Here is a 21882-nt window from a genome sequence, read left to right as displayed (position 1 = left end):
GACTGAGACACGCAGCGCTGCCTGGGAACAGGCACCGGGGAGGAGCGAGGGTTTGCAGGTGCGCCCTCGGCCCAACGCTCCTCCCCTTCCCGCACATAGAGGACATCAACGTGAACACGATCTTTGCTCGCGTGATCGAGGACAGCCTGTCGCCCGACGGCGTTCGTCTGACCACGCTTCACCTGCGCTACCCGCGCTTCATCCACGCCGAGTTCATGACCCACCGCGTCTTCTCGCGGAACGGCCGCTCCTCGCGCGCGGTGCCCGTCAAGCGGCTCTTGCAGGAGTCGATCGTCCAGCCGCTCGGCTACGAGATGAACCGTCCGGGCATGGCTTCGGTCGAGAAGATGACCGGCTGGCGCAAGTTCGTCGCCCAGGCGACTTGGCTCGGCATGGCCCACATGACCAAGCTCGGCGTGCGCATCCTGACCGGCGTCGGCCTGCATAAGCAGTGGGCCAACCGGCCGCTCGAATGGTTCGGCTCGATCGACGTCCTCGTGACCTCGACCGACTGGGAGAATTTCTTCGCCCTGCGTCTCGATGCCGGCGCCCAGCCCGAGATCCAGGTGCTTGCGGGCCAGATTGACGCCGCGATGGCGCTGTCGAGCCCGCGCCTGCTCCAGAACGGTCAGTGGCACCTGCCCTACTGCTCCGAGAACGAGCGCGGCACGCTCACGGTGCAGGAGCTCCTGGTCCTCTCCACCGCCCGCTGCGCGCGGCTCACGATCGAGCCGTTCGACGGCAACGGCGACTTCAAGGCCGAGCTCGCCCGCTACGAGCGTCTCGTCGTCTCGAAGCCCGTTCACGCCTCGCCGGCCGAGCACCAGGCGACGCCCGACATTTCCACCGGCCTCACGAAGCGGCCCTGGAAGAACCCGCACCTTCACGGGAACCTGCGCGGCTGGATTCAGCACCGCAAGCTTCTCGCGAACGAGGCCGTCTTCGATCAGGACTACGACGGCAACGTCGACGTCCGCGAAGCCGCTTAACCGCTATCTAGCGAAGGAGAAATCTGTGAGCCCCACCAAGCTTTTCGGCTACTGCATCGTCGGGATCGTCGCTCTCGGCGGTCTGGGCATCGTCGCCTCGACCGTCGGCACGATCGGTAGCGTCGCGACGGCGCCCGGCCGGGTCATCAGCAAGACGCTGGAGACCAACAACATCATCTCGTCCTACGAGCGGTTCCGCGACCTGAACAAGGTCTTCGACGCCCGCGTCGCCCAGCTCCGGGCGCACAAGAAGGCGCTCGACGCCGAGACCGACCCGAAGGAGCGGGTCTACCTGCGGACCGAGTTCTTCGGCCAGCAGCAGTCCTGCCGGGACATCGCCGCCCGCTACAACGCCGACGCCTCGAAGATGAACAAGGCCATCTTCCGCGCCGACGCGCCCGAATCCCTCAACGCCGCTGCTTGCGAGGTCTGATCCGTCCATGCCGTTCCGTCGTTCCTTCTTCCCCGGCCTGGCGCTCGCCAGCCTCGCTCTCGCCCTCGGCGCCTGCAATATGCCGGCGACGTCCCAGACCAACACCGTCAAGAACGAGCAGTCCCGCAAGGCCCAGGAAGCGGCCAACGCCATCTCGTTCACCGAGAACGCCGAGATCGACAACATCCGCTGGCGCATCGAGCTGACCTCGAAGCCCGGCGCCATCGGCTACATCGTGCTGATGAACCAGGCGGGTCAGCCGATCGCCTACGACGTCGTGAAGGGTAAGGTGACGTCCGGCTCGAAGCGCCTGACCAAGCCGACGGCGATCAAGCGCAACGACGCCGGCCCGAGCTACGCCTACACGCTCGACCAGACGCCCTCCGACGAGGGCACCTGGGGCTCGTCCGGAGAATACATCTTCTACCGGACGGTCAACGACGAGTATCGGCAGTGGTCCGGCCAGTATCTCTACAGCGACAAGCCGATCCGGCTGCGCGTGGAGCCGCTGGTGATCTCCAACGCCGAGAAGTAATTTCAGTCACTACTGACTAACGAGGGTTCAATGAGCACGAGAACCGAGTTCGTTGAGCTGGTCGATGAGGGCACGGGCGCGACGTTCGCCCGTGTCCCCGTCCAGATCACCGAGGTCCCGCAAGGAGAGGAGCAGCCCGCGGGCTTCTACTTCTTCTTCATGCCCGAGGTCACACTCGCTGACATCGGCACCAAGATGAAGGTGGTCCTGCACGGCCCCTTCGACACCGACGAGGAAGCCGTCCTCGCCGGCAGTGATTTCGCCCTCAAGGCCGCCGAGCAGCGCGCCAAGATCATCGTCGGAGAAGCCGCTTGAACGCCGTCGCCCCTTTCCGTCTCCAGGTGAAGCGTCTCACCGAGACCGCGATCCTGCCCGTCTACGGCTCCGACTTCGCGGCCGGTATGGATCTGCACGCCGACATCCCGCATGCGAGCGTCGTGGCGCCCGGCGAGCACAAGCTGTTCCCGACCGGCATCGCGATCGCCCTGCCGGCGAGCCTGGCGCTGCTGGTCTGCCCGCGCTCCGGCCTGTCGGCCAAGTCCGGCATCACCGTCCACAACGGGCCGGGCGTGATCGACGCGGACTACCGCGGCGGCATCGGTGTCGTGATCCACAACACCACGCACCAGCAGTTCGTGGTCAAGCCCGGCGACCGCATCGCGCAGGGCGTGATCGTGCCTGTCTACCGCGCGATCTTCGATGAGGTCGAGGAGCTCGACGAGACGGAGCGCGGCACCGGTGGGTTCGGTTCAACCGGCGTCGGCGGGTTCGCCTCGGGCGGCATCCTTCGCGCTGCCGACGGCGCGTCGCGGGGTCTCGTCGGCGACGTGATCCGCGAGCAGATGCGACCGGGCGGCATGCTCGCGCGTCGCTGCGATAATCGCGCTGCTGAGTTCGTTGCGTTGCCGGGTGGCCTCGGGACCAAGTGGCTCGAAGCCGAGCCCGAGGAAGCCGCTGCGGCCATCGTGAAGGGTAACGCCGCGTGACCCCGGTTCGCGTCGGTCAGATCTGGCGCGACCTCTACCCACGTCACACGGACGAGCTTCGGCTCGTCCGCATCGACCGACTGGAGACCGTGCGCCGCAAACAGACGGTGTGCGGTCTTCAGCGTGTGATCGAGGTCGAGGTCGCCCGCGTCTCGTCGAAGACGGGCGGGGAGCAGGACTTCACGCCCGTCAATCGCTTCATCCAAACCAAGCGGTTTGGGAAATTCTACAAGCCATACAAAGGTTTACCATGTTCGGATTCGCAGGAGCGAGCCGCACCGGCAAGTCCACGCTCTGCCGGCTGCTCTCGGAAGGCCTGAGCCTTCACTACCACACGTTCAACACGGCCGAGATCATGAAGGAGAAGGGCTTCAACCTCGTCGACCCCACCCTCCCCTTCTCCGTCCGCATCGACGCGCAGGAGGCCTACCTCGATCACTACGAGGAGATGATGCGCAAGCTGCCACGGCCGGCGATCACCGACCGGACGCCGCTGTGTCTCGCCGGCTACCTGCTCGCCGACATCCGCATGCACGATCACGCGGAGCTGGGTGAGCGGGTCAAGGCCTACGTCGATCGGGCCGTCCACCTGACCGACCAGTTCTTCGACACGGTGCTGATCCTGCGTCCCCTCCCCTTCTACGAGGAGGCCGAGGGCAAGGCGCCGGCGAACCTCGGCTACCAGTGGCATCACCAGATGGTCTGCGAGGGCCTGGCGATGATGATCGACCACGCCAACGTGGCCCACATCTTCCGGACGGATCTGGAGGACCGGGCCAAGGACTGCACCGAGGTCATCGTCCGCTCGATGAAGGAGTGGGGCGAGGAGAAGGCGTCCTTGTCGCTCCATTAAAAATCACTCAGCGCTGACTGAAACGCCGCGATTTTGTCGCTATAACAAGTCAGTCAGCGCTGACTGAGACGCGCAGCGCACACACAGAGAGCGAGAGACGCGCCCATGCAAGTGACCCACGTCACTGAGCCGGACAGCCACGTCATCATCGGAGGCGGCAAGACGCACGCCTTCCAGGTGAAGGCGTCTGCTGCGGCCTTCAAGATCATGTCCGACAGCCTCTACCGCGACAAGGAGCGTGCCGCGGTCCGAGAGATCGTCTGCAACGCCATCGACGCGCACGCGATGGTCGGCAAGGAGAGCGAGCCGGTCAAGGTGACGCTCTCGGACGACGAGCTGATCGTCGAGGACCAGGGCCCCGGCATCGCCGACGACCGCATCGCCGACATCTACTGCACCCTCTTCGCCTCGACGAAGGAGGGCCAGGACAACCAGACGGGCGGCTTCGGCCTCGGCTCCAAGGCCCCGTTCGCGATCTCCGACCACTTCACCGTGATCTCGCGTCACCAGGGCATCTCGACCCTCTACGCGATGCACGTCGGCGACCCGACCACGAACGGCACGCCCGGCGCCAAGGTCATGATGAAGTCGCGCACCGATGGGACCGGCCTGACGGTCTCGGTGCCGCTGGCCGTCGGCATGCGCGACAAGATCGAGAGCGCGCTCAAGCAGGTCGTTCAGGAAGGCGGCATGGTCGTCGACCTCAACGGCGAGCGTCTCAGCGCGCCCGACTACACGGAGCTCAAGCGCAACGGCTTCGGCCTCGGCTACCTGTCGCGCCGCAACATCGCGAAGGTCCAGGTCCTCTACGCCAACGTTCTCTACCCGCTGGACACGCACGAGGAGCTTCAAGCCTACATCTCGCGGCTGCGCGATATGACCTTCAACAACCGCTCCTTCATCATCTACGCCCCGCCGTCCTCGATCTCGGTCACACCCTCGCGCGAGGCGTTGTCCTACAACGATCAGACGGTCGGCACGCTCAAGAAGGTGCTGGCAGGCGTCGTCGGCCGCTGCCAGGGTCGGGTGAACCACTACCTGAAGGGCTTCCTGAAGGAGGCCTACAAGGACGCCAAGCGCAACAAGCTGCCGGCCGAGAAGGTCTATATCGAGGCGCAGAACGAGAACGAGAAGCTCCTCACCGGCATCGAGGCGATCGCGCGCGGCTACGCCCTCTACGTGATGTCGAATCGCGGCTTCTCCGAGCGCGAGCAGGCGAAGATCTTCCTCGGCACGATGAAGCATCGCCGGAGGGGCCTGCGGCAGATCGCGAGCCACAAGCACGGCCGGGGCTTCTCGTTCGAGCGGGACGCCACCGAATACGCCAAGCGCTCGGTGGCGCGGCTCGCGACCAAGGCCGACGTGCTGAAGCTCCTGCACATCAAGGTGACGCAGCGCGAGAAGCCCATTGCGGCCAACAAGCCCGACCGGGACCGCACCTACAGCTTTCACGGCCGCTGGCGGAAGCCCCGCATCTTCCTCGCCCAGAACAAGATCGAGGCGAGGAAGGCCGAGCGCGGCTACATCCTGATCGGCAAGCTCAAGGAGAGCCAGCGCAAGGTCATTCTGGAGCAGGGGAAGAAGCTCGGCATCGAGGTCATCGACCTCAAGCCGGCTGTGAAGGTGATTCCCGAGGCCGAGAAGCCGAAGGAGCAGTTCGGACCGCCCTGCCCGCCTCGCTTCATCAAGCTTTCGTGGGACCAGTATCGCGACCGCGAGACCTACTCGAAGGACGATATCACGCTCTACGCGACCCGCGAGTGCCACGTCTCTCCCCGCATCTTCATGCCGGCCGCCTACTTCGGCGTGAAGGCAACATCTGTCGACTACAAGCCCGCGTTTTACCTGACCCGACAGCCGCCCAACGCGCATTTGGTATTGGATCTCATCAAGAAGCACATCGGCGAGGTAGCAATGATTTGGAAGCGGTCCGACATGGACTTTTTGCAGGGCCAGAACATCCCGCGTCTGGAAACGCTGGTCCTGGAGAAGCTCCGCGCCCGGCTCGCGCTGAACAAGCCCTACGAGGCCCTCTACGTGAAGCTGGCGCTGCTCGCCTCGAACCCGAGCAAGATGGGTTCGGAGCTCGCCGGCATGATGATCGCCCATTCGCGTCGCTTCGCTCACGCCGCTGTGCGTGAGCCCTACACCGACGACGCGGATCGCGACGACGCCTGGACCTGGTGGCTGATGGCGAAGACCGTCCTGCATCAGCGCTGGGCTTCCTCGGACCATCTCGACAAGTCCGAGTCCACCGAGATCCTCAAGCTCGTTGAGGAATACCGCAACATCGTCTGCGAGCTTGAGGCCACCGGCTTCAAGGACGGGAGCCTCTTCAGACCCGCGTCGAGCACCTGGGATTGCTGGAAGTCTTCGACAAGTCGAAGTTCCTCATGATGACCCAGACGCAGCGCGAAGACTTCCTCGATTTCGCTGAACAGTTGGGTCAGCGTTACATTTCCCGCAAGGAGAACAGCAAGTGAGCAACAAGATCTGCGTTTCCGGAGCGATCGTCTCCAAGAACGGCGTGACTCTCTTCACGTCCGACGGCAAGAGCCAGGTGTTCGGCCAGGAGAGCTGGCGCACTGCGGCGATTCTGGACGCGGTGCTCGTGCCGCTCGCCAAGGCGACGGCCGAAGCTGCTGCGTCCGGCAGTGATCTGAGCGCCTGCATCGAGATCGACCTCGACCAGTTCAGCCTCGCCAAGCGCATCGCCGAGGTCACGGGCGGCGCGGTCACGGTCGAGGAGAAGGTCGAGAACGGCGTCTCCAAGCTCGCGATCTCGACCGCTGCCGGCGTCAAGATCGAGGACGCTTCGGCGCTGGAGAAGGCGATCGAGGACACCGCGATGAACGGCGGCACCAGCCTCACCCGGTTCCTGGAGCGCTTCGCTCGTCTCGACCACAAGCACACCGCGGACGAGCTCCTCGCCTTCGTGAAGAAGATGGATCTGCCGATCGCCGACGACGGCTGCATCGTCCTCTACAAGTTCCTCGACAAGAAGGGCCCCGACACCTTCGCCGACCATCACACCGGCCGGGTTATGCAGCGTCTCGGCTCGCGCGTCTCGATGCCGCTCGACAAGATCCGCGTCGACCGTGCGCAGTGCGGCTCCGGCCTGCACGTCTGCTCGGCGAGCTACGGCCAGTATGGCGATTCCGTCTTCTTGGTGAAGGTCGATCCCGCCGACGTCATCGCGATCCCGGAGAACTACAACGGCGGCAAGATGCGCTGCTCGGCCTACCACCTGGTCGCGCTGCTCGACGGCTCCGCTCACAAGGCTGTCTCGGAGTATAAGTCAGCGCTGACTGCCAAGGAGGCGCGGGGCATCGTCGCCAACGTCGTCGCCGGCAATCACGTCGGTGTGCTCGAAGAGGTCGTCGTGGGCGGCTCCTTCGTGAAGGACAAGGAGACCGCGCTCACCGTCACTCAGACCGGCGCCGCTCCTGGTCTGCCGGCCGCGCTCAACCCGGTTCGCAAGATCGAGGAGCGGCCCAAGATCGACGCCAAGGCGGTCAAGGCCAAGCTCGGCGAGGAGCTGAAGGGCACCGAGGCTGCGCCCTCCCCTGCCCCGGCGCCGGTGGTGCCCGAGAAGCCCAAGGCGCAGACGGCCTGGGATCGTGCGATCCCCGGCAACTGGGTGCGGATCAGGGGCTCGAAGAAGCTGGACGACGGCGACTACGAGGTCGCGGCCACCCGTGACGACGGCAAGACCGGGCGCCTGGTGCTGCGCACCAAGAAGTTCGGCGACTTCGCCATCACCAACAGCCTGGTGAAGGAGATCGTCAACGCGCCCAAGCGCAAGTCGAAGCCGAAGAAGGTCGCCAAGCCGGCGTTCGCCCAGAAGGCCCCTGCCCCGGCCGAGGTCAGCACGGTGCTCACCTACGCCGAGAAGCTCCTCAAGGCGACCGAGCTCCACAAGGCCGGCAAGTCGCTGCGGGAGATCGAGAAGGAGCTCAAGATGTGCCGCAAGGCCCTCTCGAAGCACCTGAAGGCTGCCTAAAGAAACCAGTCAGCACTGACTGAACTGCCGCTCTCGCGTCGCTATAACAGAGTGACGCGAGAGCGTTTGCACATTGAGAGGATGAATGAGCGAGCGTCACGCAATCGCTTGTGAGGCCGGGGCGAAGGCCCTGGACCGACTGAGGCCCGACAACCCCGCCTCGGGGCTGCTCCGGGAGCTCGCCACGAAACTCAGATCGCCCAAGCGCGAACCCGCGAAGCCGCTGAAAAGCGAATGGGCGACAATGAAAGACGAGATCACGCGCAAGGCTTTAGGCACACTCGCCGACGCCCAGCTGCGATTCTCGGACGGCCAGATCACCGGGCGGGAGCTCTGGTGCATCGTGGACGGCATCTACGACACCGTGTCCGGGCTCGTGGACTGGGACATCGCCCAGCTCATCTACCGCGCCCGTCAGGAACTGAAGGAGCACGCACCGCAATGACGACCCGCCGCCTCTACCTCGATCTCGACGGCGTGATGGCCGATTTCGACGCGCATTTCCCGGCGCTGTTCGGCGTCGACCACAAGTCGATGCTCGACAACGATATGTGGGCCAAGATCACGGGTCACGGGACCTATTTCCGCGACATGCCGGTCTGCCCCGGCGCGCTGGAGTTCTACCGGCAGATCGCCGACATGGAGCCGATCATCCTGACGGCCTGCCCGCGCTCCGACTACCAGCGCGTCGCGCTCCAGAAGCGCGAGTGGGTCCGGGAGCACCTGGGCGCCAACGTGACGGTCCTGCCGGTCATGGGCGGCAAGAACAAGCCGCTGTTCATGCACGCGCCCGGCGACATCCTGATCGACGACTGGGACCGCAACTGCGACGCCTGGACGGCGATGGGCGGCATCGCGATCCAGCACGAGAACCACGATTTCGAGGAGACGATGGCGCAGCTGATGCACGCCTGGCGCGGCCACCGCGACTACAGCATCCGGAGCGCCGCGTGATGAAGGTCGTCGGCTACGACACCGAGACGACGGGCCTCGCGCCCGGCGATCACCGCATCATCGAGGTCGCGCTGCTGACCTACGATCTGCGCACCGAGAAGCTGATCGACCGCTACGTGCAGCGGATCAATCCGCAGCGCGCGATCGACGCGGCAGCGCAGAAGGTCCACAAGATCTCGATCTCGGATCTTGCCGGCTGCCCGGTCTGGAAGGACGTCGCGCCCGAGGTTCACAAGCGCCTCTCCGACGCCGATCTGATCGTCGCCCACAACGGCGATGGCTTCGATGCGCCCTTCACCAACTACGAGCTGAAGCGGATCGGCCTCACCGAGATCAAGACGCCCTGGTTCGACACCATGCTTGAGGGCCGCTGCGCGACGCCCGAGGGTTCGGTCCCGAACCTCGGCAAGCTCTGCGCGGCCTTCGACGTCCCCTACAGCACCGGCGCCGCTCACGCGGCCGACTACGACGTCGAGGTCATGATGGCCTGCTTCTTCAAGGGCGTTCGCTGGCAGAGCTTCACCCTCCCCTTCGACACGACGGAGATCGACCTTGCGGCAGCCGCGTAAGTTCAAGACCCGCGCGCTGCGCGGCCTCGAAGGCGCTCCCAACCCGAGCTACCTGAACTCGGTCTGGCTCGGCTTCGAGCGCGGCGTCTGGAACGCCCCGGCCGAGTTTCTGCGCCTGTTCGGATTCGCCTTCCTGGTGCTCTGCTTCATCGCCGGCTTCATCGTGATCGGCATCCCGATGTGGATCGTGGCGCAGCTCGGCGTCGTCGTCATGGGTCTTCTGGGCAACCTGCGCCCGCAGACCCGTCCCTCCAACAATCAGTCAGTGGTGAGTTAGCATGTTCGTGGGTGTGAACGACAATCTGACCCTCGCGCAGTTCAACGCGAACGAGGAGCCGGGCGTCAGCCGAGCCGAGTTCGATGCGAGCCGCATCACCTTCTACCAGCTCGACGGCAAGGCCGGCGATTTCGAGCTGCTGCGGGCCGGCGAGACCAAGCTCCACGACAAGATGGAGCGCCAGCGCATGGTCTTCCCGACCGCGGCGATGCCCCATCCCTGGTGCCCCGAGAACCGCCCTGCCCCGGTCGGCGCCGGCTACCGTCCGCCGTCGAAGGTGAAGCCGAAGCACGCGCCCTACCTGCGCGTCGTCGCCTAGTCGCGATCCAGCGGTTTAGCGAAGCACGAAAGCCGCTGGTCTTCCATTGTGTTCCAGCCGACACGCCGAGTTGCTGAAGCTATAACGTAATAGTCAACAGCACAGCGCAGCACACAGCGCTCACACAGAGGGAAGACATACAATGGACGTCAACACGAACACTGCCGCGCTCAACGTCGATCAGAACGCCGACATCGACCTGCTCCTCGCCGACCTCGACATCGACGAGGGCGACATCCAGGAGATCGAGGCCGTCGCCGACGCCGCGCCCGAGCAGACCGAGGTCCGAGAGGAGCCGGTCGTCGAGGAGCCCGTCGAGGAGATGATCGAGGCCGGTGAGGCTGCGGCCGACACCGAGACCGTCTCGATGGAAGCGACCGAGATCGAGGGCGGCGACGACGAGGCGATCGTCGCGAGCGGCACCGACACGCCGGAGACCGAAGTGACCGAGGACCTGGCCGACGCGATCGGCGCGGAGATCGAGGTCGAGGAGCAGCGCGACGCGATCTACGCCGAGCAGCCGGCCGACGACACCAGCCTCGACGCCGATGCCGCTGCGACTGCCGCGGCTGCCAAGCCCGCGAAGGCGGTCAAGAAGACGAGCGCCGGCACCGGCCGCGTGCGCCAGGGCCTCAACGACCTGCCGGCCGAGATCTTCGTCCTCACCGACGGCGAGGCGCCGGCCGATCTCGCCGCCCACAAGGCCGCCGTGATCGCCGCCTGCCCCGCGCAGAAGAAGGTCCGCGAGAAGTTCGAGAATCTCCTCGTGAGCGTCGCCAACGAGCGTCTGCCCTCGACCTACACGCAGATCGCCTTCCGGGCCCTGGCTGCCGCTCCGGGCGGCGAGATGACGGGCGTGGAGCTCACGAACGCCCTCAAGGCGACGGGGCTCGGCGAGGGCACCGCGCGCTCGCAGTCGGGGCAGATGATGGCGCTGTTCCCCGCGCTCAAGATCGCGGTGCGCTCGGGCAACAAGATCAAGCTCCACGACAAGAGCGTGCTCGCCGCGGCGCTCAAGATCCTCATGAGCCTCTAAGTCACGAGGGCGGGGAGCAATCCCCGCCTTCGCTACATCGCGAAACAGCCACACAGCGAAGGAGCGAAAGAGCGATGGAAGAGAAGCAGTTCATGGAGTTCGTCGCTGCGCTCTGTATCGACCTGGGCGGCACCGATCTCCGGAAGGACGAGGGTTTCGGTCATCATTGGAGCATGTCCTTCCTGATCGGGAAGGATCGCGTGCGGGTCGCCGAGCAGACGAACTGCGGGAACTGCGGGAGCCGCGTTCAGATCGGCGTCTTCCCGGACGAGATTCCCTACTACCCCTACATGCCGATGGGCGACGAGTATCGGTGCGCCCACGGCAAATTCGACATCACCCGACCCGTCGAGCGTATCGTGCGCGAGGTCCAGAAGCGGATTCTCGATGCGTCGGTCGGGGCTCTCGCGAACCGACGCGAGCACTACGCCGCCCACCTGGAGCAGAAGTCCTGGATTGTGGCGCAGGAGCCCGAGCTTCAAGCCCTCGGCTTCCGCACAGAGCGCAGCTCCGACGACGAGGAGCTCCGGCTGCACGGGCACGGCATCAACGGCCGCATCCAGCCGAACCGGACCGTTCACGTCGAGCGCATCGGCTCGGTGTCGCTCGACAAGTTCAAGCGCATCGCCGCGATCCTCGCAGAGTAGCGACGCCGCGATTTAGCGAAACAGCCTAAAAGCGAAGGAGCGAAGCAAGATGCCCAGCGGCCACGTCATCATCATCCACCCCGACAACCGCGTGACGGTCGAGGACACGCTCGACGGCGAGCCCTATCTCGGCCAGCTTCAGAAGGCGGTCGACGGCTACATCGAGCCGGTCGCCAGCTTCGACACGATCGAGCTGGACATCGCGCTTCTGACCTACGCCGACGAGGCGAGCGTCCGGAAGCTGATGCCGCAGCCGATCATCACCGAGCCGCAGGCCTGCCGCTGCTTCTGCAACGAGGACGGCAAGGTCGAGGGTCGGCCGGTCAACATGATCGCCACGAAGCTCTGGGCCTCGGCGATGCTCCGGTCCGGCCTTGTGACGCGACAGCCCAACGGCCTCGTCGCCATGTCCGACGTTCTGGTCGGCTCGGTCGCGCTGCTGATCGGCGACGCGGCGATCAAGCACTGGGAGCGGCCGGAGTGACAGACGCTCAGAAGGAGCGCGAGAAGCGCCGGCTCGCTGCCATCCGGCAGTGCAACAACGCCATCCTTTCCCTGCGCAGCCTCACCGACGAGGAAGACCCGCAGGAGATGAATGACCTCTCCTCCGAGGCAAAGATGCGGATGGAAGCGGCCATCGCCGAGATCGAGGTCTTCCGGACCCTGGTCTTCACGAAATAGCCACCCAGCGACTTAGCGAAAGGAGAAATCTCTTGTCGGTCAAGCAGCTTCCGCCCATTCCAGACCACGCGCCCGGCAACGGTTCGATCTGGCAGCATTTCAGGACGGGCGATCTCTACACCGTGCTGACCGTCGGCCGACACAGCGAGACCCTGGAGCCGCTCGTGGTCTACCAGCCGTTCGTGGGTGAGGGCGACGATGCTTGGATTCGCTCGCTGGCGTTCAGCCCCGAGAACCAGTGGCCCGGCTTCCTCGATCTCGTCGGTGAGGACGGCAAGGCCGAGCGCTTCCGCTACGTCGGCGGGCCGCAGTTCCGGCATGAGGGCTACAAGGACGATTCCTCGGGCCTGGGTTCGCTGGCGCGGCTCGTGACGCGGGCGATCGAGCTGGAGGAGAAGGGCCCCTCCCCGGAGCGCTGGATGGATCAGAACCCCAACTGGCGCCGGCTGCTCGGCGTGGTTCGCATGCTGTCGGAAGGTCTGTTTGAGGAGATGATCGAGGTCGAGGGTCCGAGCACCGACCCGATCCCGCTCGACGATGTGCGCCAGGTCCTCGAAGTCATCCGCTACGAGGCCAAGAACCCGCCCGACGCCGACCGGCAGGCTCGCATCCTGAGCTACGCCAATCGGGCGCTCGGAATCACCTAGCGCCCTCCCCTGCTGACGACCCTAAGCCCCGCCCTCGTGCGGGGCTTTTGCGTTTCGCGAAACAGCGACTTCGCTCTCTCGCTAGGACGCGATCTGCGACGCTCTCAGAAGCTCGCACAGCGTCGGTTCGCTCGCGACGCATCAGCGATGCTCGAAAGCGTTCGCGCGTCTCACAGAGCAACGTCGCGCATTCCACGCCGCCTCTGAGTCCGGTCTGTGTCGATCGCTTTGAAAACGCCAAGCGCGCACTGCTATAATCAGTCAGCGCTGACTTACTGAGCGCACTGGAGAGCAACAAGGAGAAGGCCATGCGCCTTACGATGAGCGCGGCCCTGGTCGCATTGACGACCTTGACCGCAGCCACCGGGGCCCAGGCCCAGGACAGCTTCTTCGACCGCCTGCTCGGTCGTGTGGAAGCGCCGGTTCACGGGATCAACACCCGCCTCAACCGTCTCACCGGCCAGGCCGAGGGCGGTTCGGTCCAGCAGATCGTCAGCCAGGAAGCGGCCGCGGCCGGCGTCCCCAACCGGCTCGCCCACGCCGTCATCAAGATCGAGAGCGGCTACAACTGCCGCGCCAAGAATCCGCACTCGTCGGCCTCGGGCGCCGGCCAGCTCACCCGTGGCACCGCTCGGGCGATGGGCGTGCGGAACGTCTTCAACTGCCGCGACAACATCAGGGGCGCGATGCGCTACCTGCGCGCGGCCATCAATCGGGGAGGGGCCGGCTGCGCTGGTGTCTCCCTGTATAACCGCGGGATCGGCGCTCGCCCGTCCTGCACTGCGTATGGTCGCAAGATCATGCGCACCGCCTCCCTCTGAAAGCGAAAGACCACATGAACATCACCGTGAACGCGCCCAAGGCTTCCGTCACCAACGGCATGGGCCTCTACGACCTGCTCCTCGGCACCGAAGCCTTCGTGAACGTCCGTCAGAACGAGGACGTGACCGTCAGCTGCACCGACGGCGAGGTCAAGGGCACCGTGCAGAGCGTGCAGATCGGCTTCCTCGGTCAGTTCCTCGCCGGCCAGCCGGGCGCCTTCGTCGCCAACGTCGGCCGCCCCGCCGATCTGCGCACCGTGGTCGACGCGCTCGAAGCGCGCCAGGCCAAGGCCGCGGACAAGGCGAAGGCCGTCGATCCGCGCACCCTCTACACCTTCGTCTCGGTGAGCGTGCCCTACGCCGCCCCGACGTCGGTCCCGATGCCCGTCGCCGCCTAACAGCGGAAGGGCGGTTTAGCGAACGCGAGATACCATTGATGAGCGAGTAGCTTACCCTCGTTCGTCAGTGCATCTTGTCTAAGTCAACAGCGACAGCGAGCGCGCAAGAGACACACTGAGCTTCGGCAGTGACGTGTAGCGCGACAACACGAGACGCAAAGGAGATCGTCATGAAGTTCTGACCAGCGCCTGACGGCATCACCCAGTTACGATAGCGGCCCCACAAGGCGAGAGACGAGGACATTGCAGCCTCGGTGAGCCTGCCGCACGAAATCGACAGCCCGCCTCGAACGGAGGCACAGGGCCCGAGCACAGGGCCAGGCAACGCGATCGCCAACGTGAATCCCCGTGAGGGGCCGGCAGAGATTGCGCCAAGAATCGCTGAACAGCGGGTCGATGCTGACGACCTTAACCCAGCCGGAGATCGCCCACGTCAAGGGGAGGGAAGGGCAGCACCAGACGCTCCGTCCGTGGTCCCGAGGGCGCTGAGTCGAAATCGGGACACCACCTGTCTCTCATACCTTTCGCGGGCGCCCAGGCTTAACGGCTTGGGCGCCCGTCCTTTTGTGAGGGTAGCGAAATCGCTACCGAGCGAGAGGGCGACATGCACGCGGTCAAATTCAAGGCGATCATCGCCGAGATCGAGAAGCGCCAGGAGGGCGAGGGCTACCACATCGAGGTCACGACGCTGGCCGGTAAGCACGCCGGCGCCCATCGGCTGATCGCGACCCAGGCCGGTCCGGTGCTCGTGATCGAGGAGCCGTCCGACACCAGCGGCCGGGCCACGACCGAGCCGCAGCGCACCTTCATCGACCTGGACGCGGTGTTCGCGGTCGAGCTCTACGACGAGTAGGAGGGAATCATGCGCTACCGCGTCACCCTTTCGCGCCTTGGCCACACGCACGTCGTCGTGGTCGAGGCGCCGTCGGCCGAGGTCGCCGGCACGAACGTCCAGCGGGCCGCCTCGACCATGCATGGCTGCCCGAAGATCGAGAGCGTCGAGCAGGTTCACCACGCCACAGCTACGACCGGCATGGAACACCCGGCCTTCCGACACGCGGGCTTCACATCCTCCTAGACGCGCCAACCGACACGCCGAGTTCTGCGTGCGATCTTCTCTCAGTCGAAACAAGACGAGAGAACAGCAATGGCTGCGATCTTCTACGCCGACAACAAGAGCGGCGAAGGCGTCAAGATTGACGTGTGGCGCATGAACGGCACCAAAGCCTATCTGCGCCACTACGAGAACTACCTCATGCTCGACTTCATCGCGAAGTCGACCAAGGACCGTGAGGAGCAGCGGCGCGCACGGGTCGAGCTGACCATGTGCGAGAAGAAGCTGGAGTTCTGGAAGCGCCACCCGAAATACGACCACGACGAAGCCAAGGCCGGCGTGGCGAAACTCAAGGCGATGTGGGAGGGCCGCTGATGCACACGTCGGAGACGATCCTCGCGCTCCTGGAGCGCAACGACGAGGCGGTGAAGCGGGCGATCAAACGCCTGGCAGGGGAGGGGTTCGGCGACGGTCCGGACGCCGGCTTCCTTGCCGACATCAACGCCAAGCTCCCGCTCTACGACGACCGCATGACCCCGCCTCAGTATCGTCGGGCCCGCAAGGCGCTCGCCGGCTACGTGGAGCGTCTGGTCGAAGCAGCGAACGGGCGAAAGGGCGAAGCGCAGAAACCTGCGGCGCCCGAGACACCTGCGCCCAGTGGAGCCGCGGCCTACAAGCAGGCCAAGGACCCGGACTGGGCGGATATGTGGGGCATGTTCTAGCTCTGGTTCGCGGTTAGGGCGTCGGGCGCGAGCCGACGCCCTTTGCCGTCGAAACCCGGAACGTCGCCGCCCGCGACCGTGGTGTCGGTCTCGAACGGGTCGGCCACGAGGTCGAGGGCGACCGCTTCCTCGCTCGGGCGAATGTCGGTGATGTGGAGAACGTCGAAGGGCTCGCCGGGCACGCGGCGCGCCTCGACCCGCATGAACTTGCCCTTGTGCTCGACGTAGCGGACGAGCTGCGGATCGGGGTTCTTGGAGTAGATGTAGGCGGCCACTGCCGGCATGCCGGGCAGATTCACCTTGTCCGTCGTCGCCGCGGCCAGCACGAGGATGCCGGCGATCACCACGACGCTGCGGGCCACGGCGCCGGCAGCCGCGCGGGTCCTAGTTAGGGCGGATCGCGCGGAGCGTTTGGCGAAAGGGATGATGTTGTCCGCATAGGAGAGCGGGGGAGGGGACTCCTCGCCGTAGGGCCAGAGGTCGCCGCCGAACATGAGAAGCTCGCGCGCGGCCTCGTCGAGGCTTTGGGAAGCCTGCCGCACCATGGCGTCCGGATTGAACTGTCCACCCATCTCCCGCACGACGTCGGCGGCAGCCAGGTTCAACCTGAGCTTCATCCGATCGACAGCGGCCTCGAACTCAATGTGACCCACTTCAGCCATCGAGACCAATCCCCATACGTGCCCAGGTGTGTGCTCCGGGTCACGGTTCTGTGTTCGTTTCCACATGAACCGTGTCCGAATTTTGGACAGCGGCAGCCCTGTAATCGGGCATTCACTGCGACGGCGCCCTGACAGAGTGTCGCACCCTCACGGCCAAGCTCTTGCCGTGTCATTTTTGTGTAGCGCCGCGTTCAGCGTGCTACACAGATTGAGTGCAGATGACGAGATAGGAACATGAGTGACAAGCTCAAGAAACGAAACCCGTATGCTCAAGCTCTGACCAAGGGCCCTTTCCGCCCAAAGGTGGTTTCGAGCAAGAAGATCTACCGCAGGAAGCCCCGGACGCCCCGCTCCGGGGCTTCTGACTTTCTGGTGGGTTAATTGCGGCGAATCGACTCCGTTCCGTTCCCTGTTTGTTCCGCACCCGAGACAGGAATGCAAGCCTATCCGCGAGCCCGAGGCTGTGGATTGATGTGCATGAAAACCGACTTTTCCACAGAAGGAGCAACTTTGTGACCAAGGCCCTCTTGACCGCTGACGATTTCGTTTCCGCCCCGATCGAGGAGGGTGACGCGGGCGTGATCCTCAAGGAGGACGGCACCTTTAAGGTGTTCTCGACCGCGAAGCTCGGCGCTGACGGTCTGACCGAGGCGCAGCAGAAGCAGGGCACGCTCCTGATGGCGCTGGCCGTCGCGCTCAAGAATCCGACGATCATGGAGACCCTCATCACCATGAGCCGCGATCCCCGCGTCGTCGGCGAGAATCCGGTCGATCTCGGCCGCACGAACTGAGCCCACGCGATCCCGACGCAAGCGCCGCGTCCGGATCGCTATATGCACGCGCATCAGTCACGACTGACTGACCACACACGAGAGGGACATGAGCAAGGTCATCAACTTCTTCACCGGCCTCGGGCGCGATCGGCGCCAGGCCATCACGTTCTCCTGGTGCAAGGCCGCCTTCGGCCCCGTCACCCGCAAGGTCCGCGTCGAGCGGGTCCTGGAGGAGGCGATCGAGCTGGCCCAGGCCGAGGGCTACCCGCTCGGGCGCATCGAGCGCCTGGCTGCCAAGGTCTACGCCCGGCCGCCCGGCGACCCGGCCCAGGAGGTCGGTGGAATCGGCATCGCGATCCTCGCCTATTGCGGCGCGGCCGAGCTGTCGGCCGACGAGTGCGAGGCCACCGAGGTCGCGCGCGTGCTCTCCAAGCCCATCGAGCATTTCCGGGAGCGCCATCAGCACAAGATCGACGAGGGCCTGTGCTCGACCGATCTCGTGGACGGCCCGGCGCCGCTGCCGACCGACTACGCCGGCAACTGGCGGGACTTCGCCGCATGAGCCGCATCGTCACCGACGACGGAACCATCATCGAGGACGGCGAGAGCCGTCCCTTCGAGGGAGAGTAAGATGAGGAACGGATGGTCTACTCTGCTGACCGCGGCCCTGGTGATCCAGTGCGCGGGCGCCACGCTGATGCTGACCTCGCGGGAGGCGTTCCCGGCGACGGTCTCGGTGCGGGCGCCGACGATTTCGGTGCGGGCGCCGTCGATCGCGCGGCCCGCGGTTCCGGCACGGCCAGCGACCACGACGAGCCGCTCGACCTCTTCGAGCCCCGTCACCGGCGCCCTCGTCGGAGCAGCCGCAGGCGCCGCAGCAGGGGCGGTGCAGAAGGGCTGGATGCCGACGGGTGACGCCACGGATGCCGAGGGCGTGAGCGTCGAGGGCTACACGGTCGACTGACCAGGAAGGAGGATCAAACCATGCAGACCGATCACGAGGGCGAGGAGCTGCATCCCGTCCATGTTCTCCCCTACAAGATCGTCTCGGACGAATACGGGGACTACGCCTACACGAAGAAGCATGACACGGGCGAGCTGGTTGCGGTCACGCTGCCGGAGCTGGCCGAGAAGCTCCGCGCTCTCGCGGTCGAGCATGTGTTGGGTTGGGCCAAGGGCAGTAAGGACGCCTGGGATCGTCTGCACTTGCCGGAACCGCACTATCTCGAACGGTTCAAGTATGACAACCTTGACAGGCATCGTTGCTATACGGACTTCGCGGGCAAGATCGCCCGTTCGCCGGCGAATGGTCTCACCTACATCGAGATCGGGACTTACCGGATCGAGCTGCGGCGTGAGTATGAGGCTGTGCCCGAACTGCCGTCCGAAAGTCACGGCTTCGAGACCGTGATCCCGGCGCTGGAGACGGCATTGGTCGAGACGCGCGAACGGCTCGGTGCGGCCATCGCGCAGCGCAAGGAAGCGGCTCGCGCGGCAGCCGAGGCCGACAAGCGGGCGCAATTGGCCCGTCTCAAGGCCGAGCTTGGTGAAAGCTGACGCCACGCTGCGCCAGTAGCGCAGCCGACTGCTCTCGCGCATTGTGTAGCTCAACAGCGAAACAGCGCGAGAGCGACTTAGCGATGATCGGGACAACGCACGACGGCAACGACATAGCCATCGACGCGGGCAAGCTGATCGGCACCCACCTGGCGATCGTCGGCAACACCGGCAGCGGCAAGACCTACACCGTCCGGAAGGTCCTGGAGCAGACCTGGGGCGCCGCGCTCCACATCGTCATCGACCCCGAGGGTGAGTTCCACACCCTGCGCCAGGCTCACCCCTACGTGATCGTGGGCGGGCCGCGCTCGAAGATGAAGGTGACGCCCAAGAACGTCGCCAACCTCGCCCACGACATCCTCAAGGGGCAGATGTCCGTCGTCCTGCAGTTCGAGGACGCGCAGCATCTGGAGATCCAGCGCCGCATCATCGCCGGCCTGATCGACGCCCTGATGGCCGCGCCGCGCGCGCTGTGGCAGCCCGTGTTCATCGTGCTCGACGAGGCGCACCGCTACGCGCCCCAGGACGGCGGGGCGGCCTCGCGCGCCTCGATCCACACCCTGATGAGCCAGGGGCGCAAGCGGGGCTTCACGGGTATCCTCGCGACCCAGCGCCTCGCCAAGATCTCCAAGAGCGCCGTGTCCGAGTGCAACACCTGGCTGATCGGCCGGGTGGGGCAGGTGCTCGACCGCAACGCCGCGGCGAACAACCTGGGCTTCCCGCTGAAAAGCGACGAGGCACTCGGCCTGCGCACCCTCAACCCCGGCCAGTTCTGGGGCTTCGGGGTCGCGATCTCCAAGCTTCCCGTCCTCATCCAGGTTGCCGCGACCGACACGCAGCACCTTCAGCTCGGCGAGAGCTGGGAGGACGATCTCCAATCCGGGGCCGCACCGATCGCGGTCCCCGGTGCGCCGAAGGTGGGTGTTGCGGCCGTCCCGCTCATCGCCGTCGTCATCTGCCTCGCGCTCGTGCGTTTTCTCTTCTGAAACGCCGACACGCGAGCGCTATAGTCAGTCAGCGCTGAGTGAGCGCACACAGAGAAAGATCGACATGGACATCCTCAGCACCACCAATCTCGTCGCCGCTGCCTCGCTCGGCCTGTCCGGCCTTCTGAGTGGCTTCTCGATCCGCGCCTTCCGTCGCGCCCGCGCTGCCGAGACCGAGACCAACGAGCGCACCGTCAACGTCGCCTCGCACCTGGGCAGCCTGCTCAAGTCCGACCAGTTCCAGATGATCGCCGACCGCGACGTCACGATCCGCGAGCTGAACGACGTCATCGACCACTACCGCAACGAGCTCCTGAAGAAGCTGGAGCAGGAGCAGACCAGCGCGCTCCTCATGAACGCCGCGGCCGGCACGCTCGCCAAGGGGGCCGAGACCATCAACCACCTCGGCCAGGTGATCCGCGAGAAGAACACGGAGCTCGCGCTCGACGAGGAGACCTTCGCCGAGATCGACCTCGCGCTCCGCAAGATCTACCCGCAGCTGCCGGAGAACGGCTACGACCCGGCCGAGGTCATCGAGACCATCTTCGAGGCGATCATCGCGTCGGGCTTCGTCGGCACCTACGGCGGCGAGGAGAACGAGAAGGGCATCATCGCCCGCGTGATCGAGAAGCTCACCGGCGAAGTCGAGGGGCTCCAGGAGCACGCCGCTCTGCTCGAAGGCGAGATCGAAGATCGCCAGATGAAGCACGGGCACCTGATGGACGTGCTTCAGTCCCGCAACCTGGCGATCGAGAGCCAGACGGCGACGATCGAGGAGCTCGACGAGACGGTCAAGCAGCAGGCCGAGGTCATCGGCGAGCTGCGCGAGGAGAAGGCGATGGTCGAGCAGGAGCTCGCCGCTCTCAAGACCGTCGCGAACGACGACAGCGCCGACGCCGATCGCTACGCCGACAGGCTGGCCGCGGTCGATGCGCTGCTCGTGAAGCTCCACACCCGGATCGTGGAGAAGAACGTGTTCTTCGATCTGACCCCTGCGGAGACCGGCACGCTGGTCGAGGCCGGCGTCCGCTACGACGTGCGCATCAACCCGCCGTCCGAGAACGGTGTGGTCGGCCGCGCGGATCAGCTCGCGGCCTGATGGCCGTCGAGCCCACGTCGGATCAGGTTCTCTTTGCCACGAGAGCCTGGATGCTGACCCTGCGGCGCCTCTGGATGCGTCGCTACGGGAGCGAGCGGGGCGAATGCCCCGTTCGTCCCCTGGAGGAATACAGCCCCGACGACCAGGCCATCATGATGCGCGCGATTAAGGCCGCGCTCATCGCCGCCGACCCCGAGAACGTCGCCAAGACCATCGAGCGGATCGAGTCATGACCTTCTACGGCATCCTGAAGACCCAGCGGGGCTGGACGGTGACGGTGGAGCACTCGAACGGGCGAGCGTTCATGGTGCCCGCTGTCGTCGCCCACAAGCGAACACGGAAGAAGGCCGAGCGCCTGGCTCTCCGGCTGGCTGGGTCTGAAGGGCGCGTGATGGTGTTCGAGGAGTAGGGAAGGGGCCTTCGGGCCCCTTTTCTCGTTTCAGGCGTCACCCATGGCAGCGTGCCGCCGCATGGCTCCAGTTGAGAGCCTCGCGCACGCGTGCGAGAGTGAGCTTGTGATCGAGCGAGAACGCCAGGGCGACCAGACGCCCCGTGCCCAGTGAGCCGCTGGGTGCCTGCGGGCGACGGCATCGCTCGGTCACGAAAAGGAGTAGCCGATGATGTGGTTCAAGCCACGCATCAGCATTCTGGTGAAGTGGAAACGAGTGCGGAGGACCAGCTGGTCCCTGATCCTCCGCTGCAAGCTCGGGTAGCCACTCGCTAGAAGGGCCGGGCGGTTCACCGTCCGGTCCACTCCCAAATAATCGCGCATCCATGGGCGATTTCAAGGGGCAGTCAGTCACCAGTGACTTTCTTGCCACTTGCGCATGCGCCTCGAATCAGTCAGAGCTGACTTACCAGCACACACCGCAAGCGTTGCC

33 protein-coding genes are annotated in these 21882 nt (G+C 65.4%); 32 read left to right on the top strand and 1 reads right to left on the bottom strand.

Annotated elements, in window-relative coordinates:
- Positions 1-110 precede the first annotated feature (110 nt).
- From Y590_RS24810 to Y590_RS24695, 24 genes are all read left to right on the top strand, one after another.
- Positions 111-989, top strand: coding sequence for an FAD-dependent thymidylate synthase (locus Y590_RS24810; protein WP_060772559.1), 879 nt, complete (start codon positions 111-113; stop codon positions 987-989).
- Positions 990-1014: 25 nt separating this feature from the next.
- Positions 1015-1422, top strand: a complete 408-nt coding sequence (locus Y590_RS24805; protein ID WP_060772558.1) for a hypothetical protein — start codon at positions 1015-1017, stop codon at positions 1420-1422.
- Between the two features lie 7 nt (positions 1423-1429).
- On the top strand, positions 1430-1957 hold the full coding sequence (locus Y590_RS24800) for a hypothetical protein (RefSeq protein ID WP_060772557.1): 528 nt from the start codon (positions 1430-1432) through the stop codon (positions 1955-1957).
- A 30-nt stretch (positions 1958-1987) separates the two neighbouring features.
- Positions 1988-2272, top strand: a complete 285-nt coding sequence (locus Y590_RS24795) for a hypothetical protein (RefSeq protein ID WP_060772556.1) — start codon at positions 1988-1990, stop codon at positions 2270-2272.
- Positions 2269-2943: a dUTP diphosphatase gene (gene dut, locus Y590_RS24790; protein WP_083530999.1), complete on the top strand. Its 675-nt coding sequence runs from the start codon at positions 2269-2271 to the stop codon at positions 2941-2943. Before Y590_RS24795 ends, dut begins: the two co-directional genes overlap by 4 nt.
- 250 nt (positions 2944-3193) lie before the next feature.
- A complete protein-coding gene (locus Y590_RS24785; protein ID WP_060772555.1) occupies positions 3194-3796 on the top strand; it encodes a hypothetical protein in 603 nt (200 codons plus the stop codon).
- A 105-nt stretch (positions 3797-3901) separates the two neighbouring features.
- Positions 3902-6193 (top strand): ATP-binding protein, encoded by a 2292-nt coding sequence (locus tag Y590_RS24780; protein ID WP_060772554.1) that lies wholly within the window; start codon positions 3902-3904, stop codon positions 6191-6193.
- 82 nt (positions 6194-6275) lie between these two features.
- On the top strand, positions 6276-7799 hold the full coding sequence (locus tag Y590_RS24775; protein WP_060772553.1) for a hypothetical protein: 1524 nt from the start codon (positions 6276-6278) through the stop codon (positions 7797-7799).
- Between the two features lie 85 nt (positions 7800-7884).
- Positions 7885-8244: a hypothetical protein gene (locus tag Y590_RS27500; protein WP_060772552.1), complete on the top strand. Its 360-nt coding sequence runs from the start codon at positions 7885-7887 to the stop codon at positions 8242-8244.
- A complete protein-coding gene (locus Y590_RS24765; protein WP_060772551.1) occupies positions 8241-8753 on the top strand; it encodes a 5' nucleotidase, NT5C type in 513 nt (170 codons plus the stop codon). Before Y590_RS27500 ends, Y590_RS24765 begins: the two co-directional genes overlap by 4 nt.
- The gene (locus Y590_RS24760) at positions 8753-9322 is read left to right on the top strand and encodes a 3'-5' exonuclease (RefSeq protein ID WP_060772550.1); all 570 of its coding nucleotides are present in this window, start codon (positions 8753-8755) and stop codon (positions 9320-9322) included. Before Y590_RS24765 ends, Y590_RS24760 begins: the two co-directional genes overlap by 1 nt.
- On the top strand, positions 9306-9599 hold the full coding sequence (locus Y590_RS24755; RefSeq protein WP_060772549.1) for a hypothetical protein: 294 nt from the start codon (positions 9306-9308) through the stop codon (positions 9597-9599). The genes Y590_RS24760 and Y590_RS24755 overlap by 17 nt, the downstream gene beginning before the upstream one ends.
- Before the next feature lies 1 nt (position 9600).
- Positions 9601-9918: a hypothetical protein gene (locus Y590_RS24750; protein ID WP_060772548.1), complete on the top strand. Its 318-nt coding sequence runs from the start codon at positions 9601-9603 to the stop codon at positions 9916-9918.
- 142 nt (positions 9919-10060) lie between these two features.
- Positions 10061-10954 carry a hypothetical protein gene (locus Y590_RS24745; protein ID WP_060772547.1) on the top strand — a complete coding sequence of 298 codons (894 nt, stop codon included), beginning with the start codon at positions 10061-10063 and terminating at the stop codon, positions 10952-10954.
- Positions 10955-11028: 74 nt separating this feature from the next.
- The gene (locus Y590_RS24740; RefSeq protein WP_060772546.1) at positions 11029-11601 is read left to right on the top strand and encodes a hypothetical protein; all 573 of its coding nucleotides are present in this window, start codon (positions 11029-11031) and stop codon (positions 11599-11601) included.
- Between the two features lie 49 nt (positions 11602-11650).
- Entirely contained in the window at positions 11651-12085 is a 435-nt protein-coding gene (locus Y590_RS24735) for a hypothetical protein (protein WP_060772545.1), read from the top strand.
- On the top strand, positions 12082-12282 hold the full coding sequence (locus Y590_RS24730) for a hypothetical protein (protein ID WP_060772544.1): 201 nt from the start codon (positions 12082-12084) through the stop codon (positions 12280-12282). Before Y590_RS24735 ends, Y590_RS24730 begins: the two co-directional genes overlap by 4 nt.
- A 32-nt stretch (positions 12283-12314) precedes the next feature.
- Positions 12315-12929: a DUF1653 domain-containing protein gene (locus Y590_RS24725; RefSeq protein WP_060772543.1), complete on the top strand. Its 615-nt coding sequence runs from the start codon at positions 12315-12317 to the stop codon at positions 12927-12929.
- A gap of 308 nt (positions 12930-13237) precedes the next feature.
- On the top strand, positions 13238-13750 hold the full coding sequence (locus Y590_RS24720; RefSeq protein WP_060772542.1) for a lytic transglycosylase domain-containing protein: 513 nt from the start codon (positions 13238-13240) through the stop codon (positions 13748-13750).
- Positions 13751-13764: 14 nt separating this feature from the next.
- Entirely contained in the window at positions 13765-14148 is a 384-nt protein-coding gene (locus Y590_RS24715; protein WP_060772541.1) for a hypothetical protein, read from the top strand.
- Between the two features lie 604 nt (positions 14149-14752).
- Positions 14753-15001 carry a hypothetical protein gene (locus tag Y590_RS24710; RefSeq protein ID WP_060772540.1) on the top strand — a complete coding sequence of 83 codons (249 nt, stop codon included), beginning with the start codon at positions 14753-14755 and terminating at the stop codon, positions 14999-15001.
- 9 nt (positions 15002-15010) lie between these two features.
- On the top strand, positions 15011-15226 hold the full coding sequence (locus tag Y590_RS24705) for a hypothetical protein (RefSeq protein WP_060772539.1): 216 nt from the start codon (positions 15011-15013) through the stop codon (positions 15224-15226).
- A gap of 69 nt (positions 15227-15295) precedes the next feature.
- Complete coding sequence (locus Y590_RS24700; protein WP_060772538.1) at positions 15296-15577, top strand: hypothetical protein; 282 nt, start codon at positions 15296-15298, stop codon at positions 15575-15577.
- A complete protein-coding gene (locus tag Y590_RS24695) occupies positions 15577-15924 on the top strand; it encodes a hypothetical protein (protein WP_060772537.1) in 348 nt (115 codons plus the stop codon). The genes Y590_RS24700 and Y590_RS24695 overlap by 1 nt, the downstream gene beginning before the upstream one ends.
- On the opposite strand, the gene Y590_RS24690 is transcribed toward Y590_RS24695, so the two are convergent.
- The gene (locus tag Y590_RS24690) at positions 15921-16529 is read right to left on the bottom strand and encodes a hypothetical protein (protein WP_144440075.1); all 609 of its coding nucleotides are present in this window, start codon (positions 16527-16529) and stop codon (positions 15921-15923) included. The genes Y590_RS24695 and Y590_RS24690 overlap by 4 nt on opposite strands.
- Before the next feature lie 569 nt (positions 16530-17098).
- Here Y590_RS24690 and Y590_RS24685 point away from each other — a divergent pair.
- The 8 genes from Y590_RS24685 to Y590_RS24650 all read left to right on the top strand — a co-directional run bounded on the left by Y590_RS24685 (position 17099) and on the right by Y590_RS24650 (position 21410).
- The gene (locus tag Y590_RS24685; protein WP_060772535.1) at positions 17099-17377 is read left to right on the top strand and encodes a hypothetical protein; all 279 of its coding nucleotides are present in this window, start codon (positions 17099-17101) and stop codon (positions 17375-17377) included.
- Between the two features lie 88 nt (positions 17378-17465).
- On the top strand, positions 17466-17921 hold the full coding sequence (locus Y590_RS24680; protein WP_060772534.1) for a hypothetical protein: 456 nt from the start codon (positions 17466-17468) through the stop codon (positions 17919-17921).
- A gap of 69 nt (positions 17922-17990) precedes the next feature.
- Positions 17991-18323, top strand: coding sequence for a hypothetical protein (locus Y590_RS26735; RefSeq protein WP_144440074.1), 333 nt, complete (start codon positions 17991-17993; stop codon positions 18321-18323).
- A gap of 20 nt (positions 18324-18343) precedes the next feature.
- Positions 18344-18916: a hypothetical protein gene (locus Y590_RS24670; protein WP_060772532.1), complete on the top strand. Its 573-nt coding sequence runs from the start codon at positions 18344-18346 to the stop codon at positions 18914-18916.
- An 83-nt stretch (positions 18917-18999) separates the two neighbouring features.
- Positions 19000-19902 carry an ATP-binding protein gene (locus tag Y590_RS24665; RefSeq protein ID WP_060772531.1) on the top strand — a complete coding sequence of 301 codons (903 nt, stop codon included), beginning with the start codon at positions 19000-19002 and terminating at the stop codon, positions 19900-19902.
- A 64-nt stretch (positions 19903-19966) separates the two neighbouring features.
- Positions 19967-21001, top strand: coding sequence for a hypothetical protein (locus Y590_RS24660; RefSeq protein WP_060772530.1), 1035 nt, complete (start codon positions 19967-19969; stop codon positions 20999-21001).
- Positions 21001-21234 (top strand): hypothetical protein, encoded by a 234-nt coding sequence (locus tag Y590_RS24655; RefSeq protein WP_060772529.1) that lies wholly within the window; start codon positions 21001-21003, stop codon positions 21232-21234. Before Y590_RS24660 ends, Y590_RS24655 begins: the two co-directional genes overlap by 1 nt.
- Positions 21231-21410: a hypothetical protein gene (locus Y590_RS24650; RefSeq protein WP_060772528.1), complete on the top strand. Its 180-nt coding sequence runs from the start codon at positions 21231-21233 to the stop codon at positions 21408-21410. Before Y590_RS24655 ends, Y590_RS24650 begins: the two co-directional genes overlap by 4 nt.
- Positions 21411-21882 lie beyond the last annotated feature (472 nt).

The organism is Methylobacterium sp. AMS5, from assembly GCF_001542815.1.
Taxonomy (GTDB): domain Bacteria; phylum Pseudomonadota; class Alphaproteobacteria; order Rhizobiales; family Beijerinckiaceae; genus Methylobacterium.
Note: the sequence above shows the minus strand (reverse complement) of the source record. Positions and strands in the feature narration are given on the sequence as shown.

Coding starts and splice junctions, on each gene's coding strand:
- Y590_RS24665 (WP_060772531.1), top strand. CDS start 19,000: ATGATCGGGACAACGCACGACGGCAACGACATAGCCATCGACGCGGGC.
- Y590_RS24715 (WP_060772541.1), top strand. CDS start 13,765: ATGAACATCACCGTGAACGCGCCCAAGGCTTCCGTCACCAACGGCATG.
- Y590_RS24695 (WP_060772537.1), top strand. CDS start 15,577: ATGCACACGTCGGAGACGATCCTCGCGCTCCTGGAGCGCAACGACGAG.
- Y590_RS24650 (WP_060772528.1), top strand. CDS start 21,231: ATGACCTTCTACGGCATCCTGAAGACCCAGCGGGGCTGGACGGTGACG.
- Y590_RS24710 (WP_060772540.1), top strand. CDS start 14,753: ATGCACGCGGTCAAATTCAAGGCGATCATCGCCGAGATCGAGAAGCGC.
- Y590_RS24745 (WP_060772547.1), top strand. CDS start 10,061: ATGGACGTCAACACGAACACTGCCGCGCTCAACGTCGATCAGAACGCC.
- Y590_RS24760 (WP_060772550.1), top strand. CDS start 8,753: ATGAAGGTCGTCGGCTACGACACCGAGACGACGGGCCTCGCGCCCGGC.
- Y590_RS24780 (WP_060772554.1), top strand. CDS start 3,902: ATGCAAGTGACCCACGTCACTGAGCCGGACAGCCACGTCATCATCGGA.
- Y590_RS24660 (WP_060772530.1), top strand. CDS start 19,967: ATGGACATCCTCAGCACCACCAATCTCGTCGCCGCTGCCTCGCTCGGC.
- Y590_RS24680 (WP_060772534.1), top strand. CDS start 17,466: ATGAGCAAGGTCATCAACTTCTTCACCGGCCTCGGGCGCGATCGGCGC.
- Y590_RS24750 (WP_060772548.1), top strand. CDS start 9,601: ATGTTCGTGGGTGTGAACGACAATCTGACCCTCGCGCAGTTCAACGCG.
- Y590_RS24800 (WP_060772557.1), top strand. CDS start 1,430: ATGCCGTTCCGTCGTTCCTTCTTCCCCGGCCTGGCGCTCGCCAGCCTC.
- Y590_RS24735 (WP_060772545.1), top strand. CDS start 11,651: ATGCCCAGCGGCCACGTCATCATCATCCACCCCGACAACCGCGTGACG.
- Y590_RS24720 (WP_060772542.1), top strand. CDS start 13,238: ATGCGCCTTACGATGAGCGCGGCCCTGGTCGCATTGACGACCTTGACC.
- Y590_RS24785 (WP_060772555.1), top strand. CDS start 3,194: ATGTTCGGATTCGCAGGAGCGAGCCGCACCGGCAAGTCCACGCTCTGC.
- Y590_RS26735 (WP_144440074.1), top strand. CDS start 17,991: ATGAGGAACGGATGGTCTACTCTGCTGACCGCGGCCCTGGTGATCCAG.
- Y590_RS24655 (WP_060772529.1), top strand. CDS start 21,001: ATGGCCGTCGAGCCCACGTCGGATCAGGTTCTCTTTGCCACGAGAGCC.
- Y590_RS24700 (WP_060772538.1), top strand. CDS start 15,296: ATGGCTGCGATCTTCTACGCCGACAACAAGAGCGGCGAAGGCGTCAAG.
- Y590_RS24740 (WP_060772546.1), top strand. CDS start 11,029: ATGGAAGAGAAGCAGTTCATGGAGTTCGTCGCTGCGCTCTGTATCGAC.
- Y590_RS24705 (WP_060772539.1), top strand. CDS start 15,011: ATGCGCTACCGCGTCACCCTTTCGCGCCTTGGCCACACGCACGTCGTC.
- Y590_RS24670 (WP_060772532.1), top strand. CDS start 18,344: ATGCAGACCGATCACGAGGGCGAGGAGCTGCATCCCGTCCATGTTCTC.
- Y590_RS27500 (WP_060772552.1), top strand. CDS start 7,885: ATGAGCGAGCGTCACGCAATCGCTTGTGAGGCCGGGGCGAAGGCCCTG.
- Y590_RS24765 (WP_060772551.1), top strand. CDS start 8,241: ATGACGACCCGCCGCCTCTACCTCGATCTCGACGGCGTGATGGCCGAT.
- Y590_RS24795 (WP_060772556.1), top strand. CDS start 1,988: ATGAGCACGAGAACCGAGTTCGTTGAGCTGGTCGATGAGGGCACGGGC.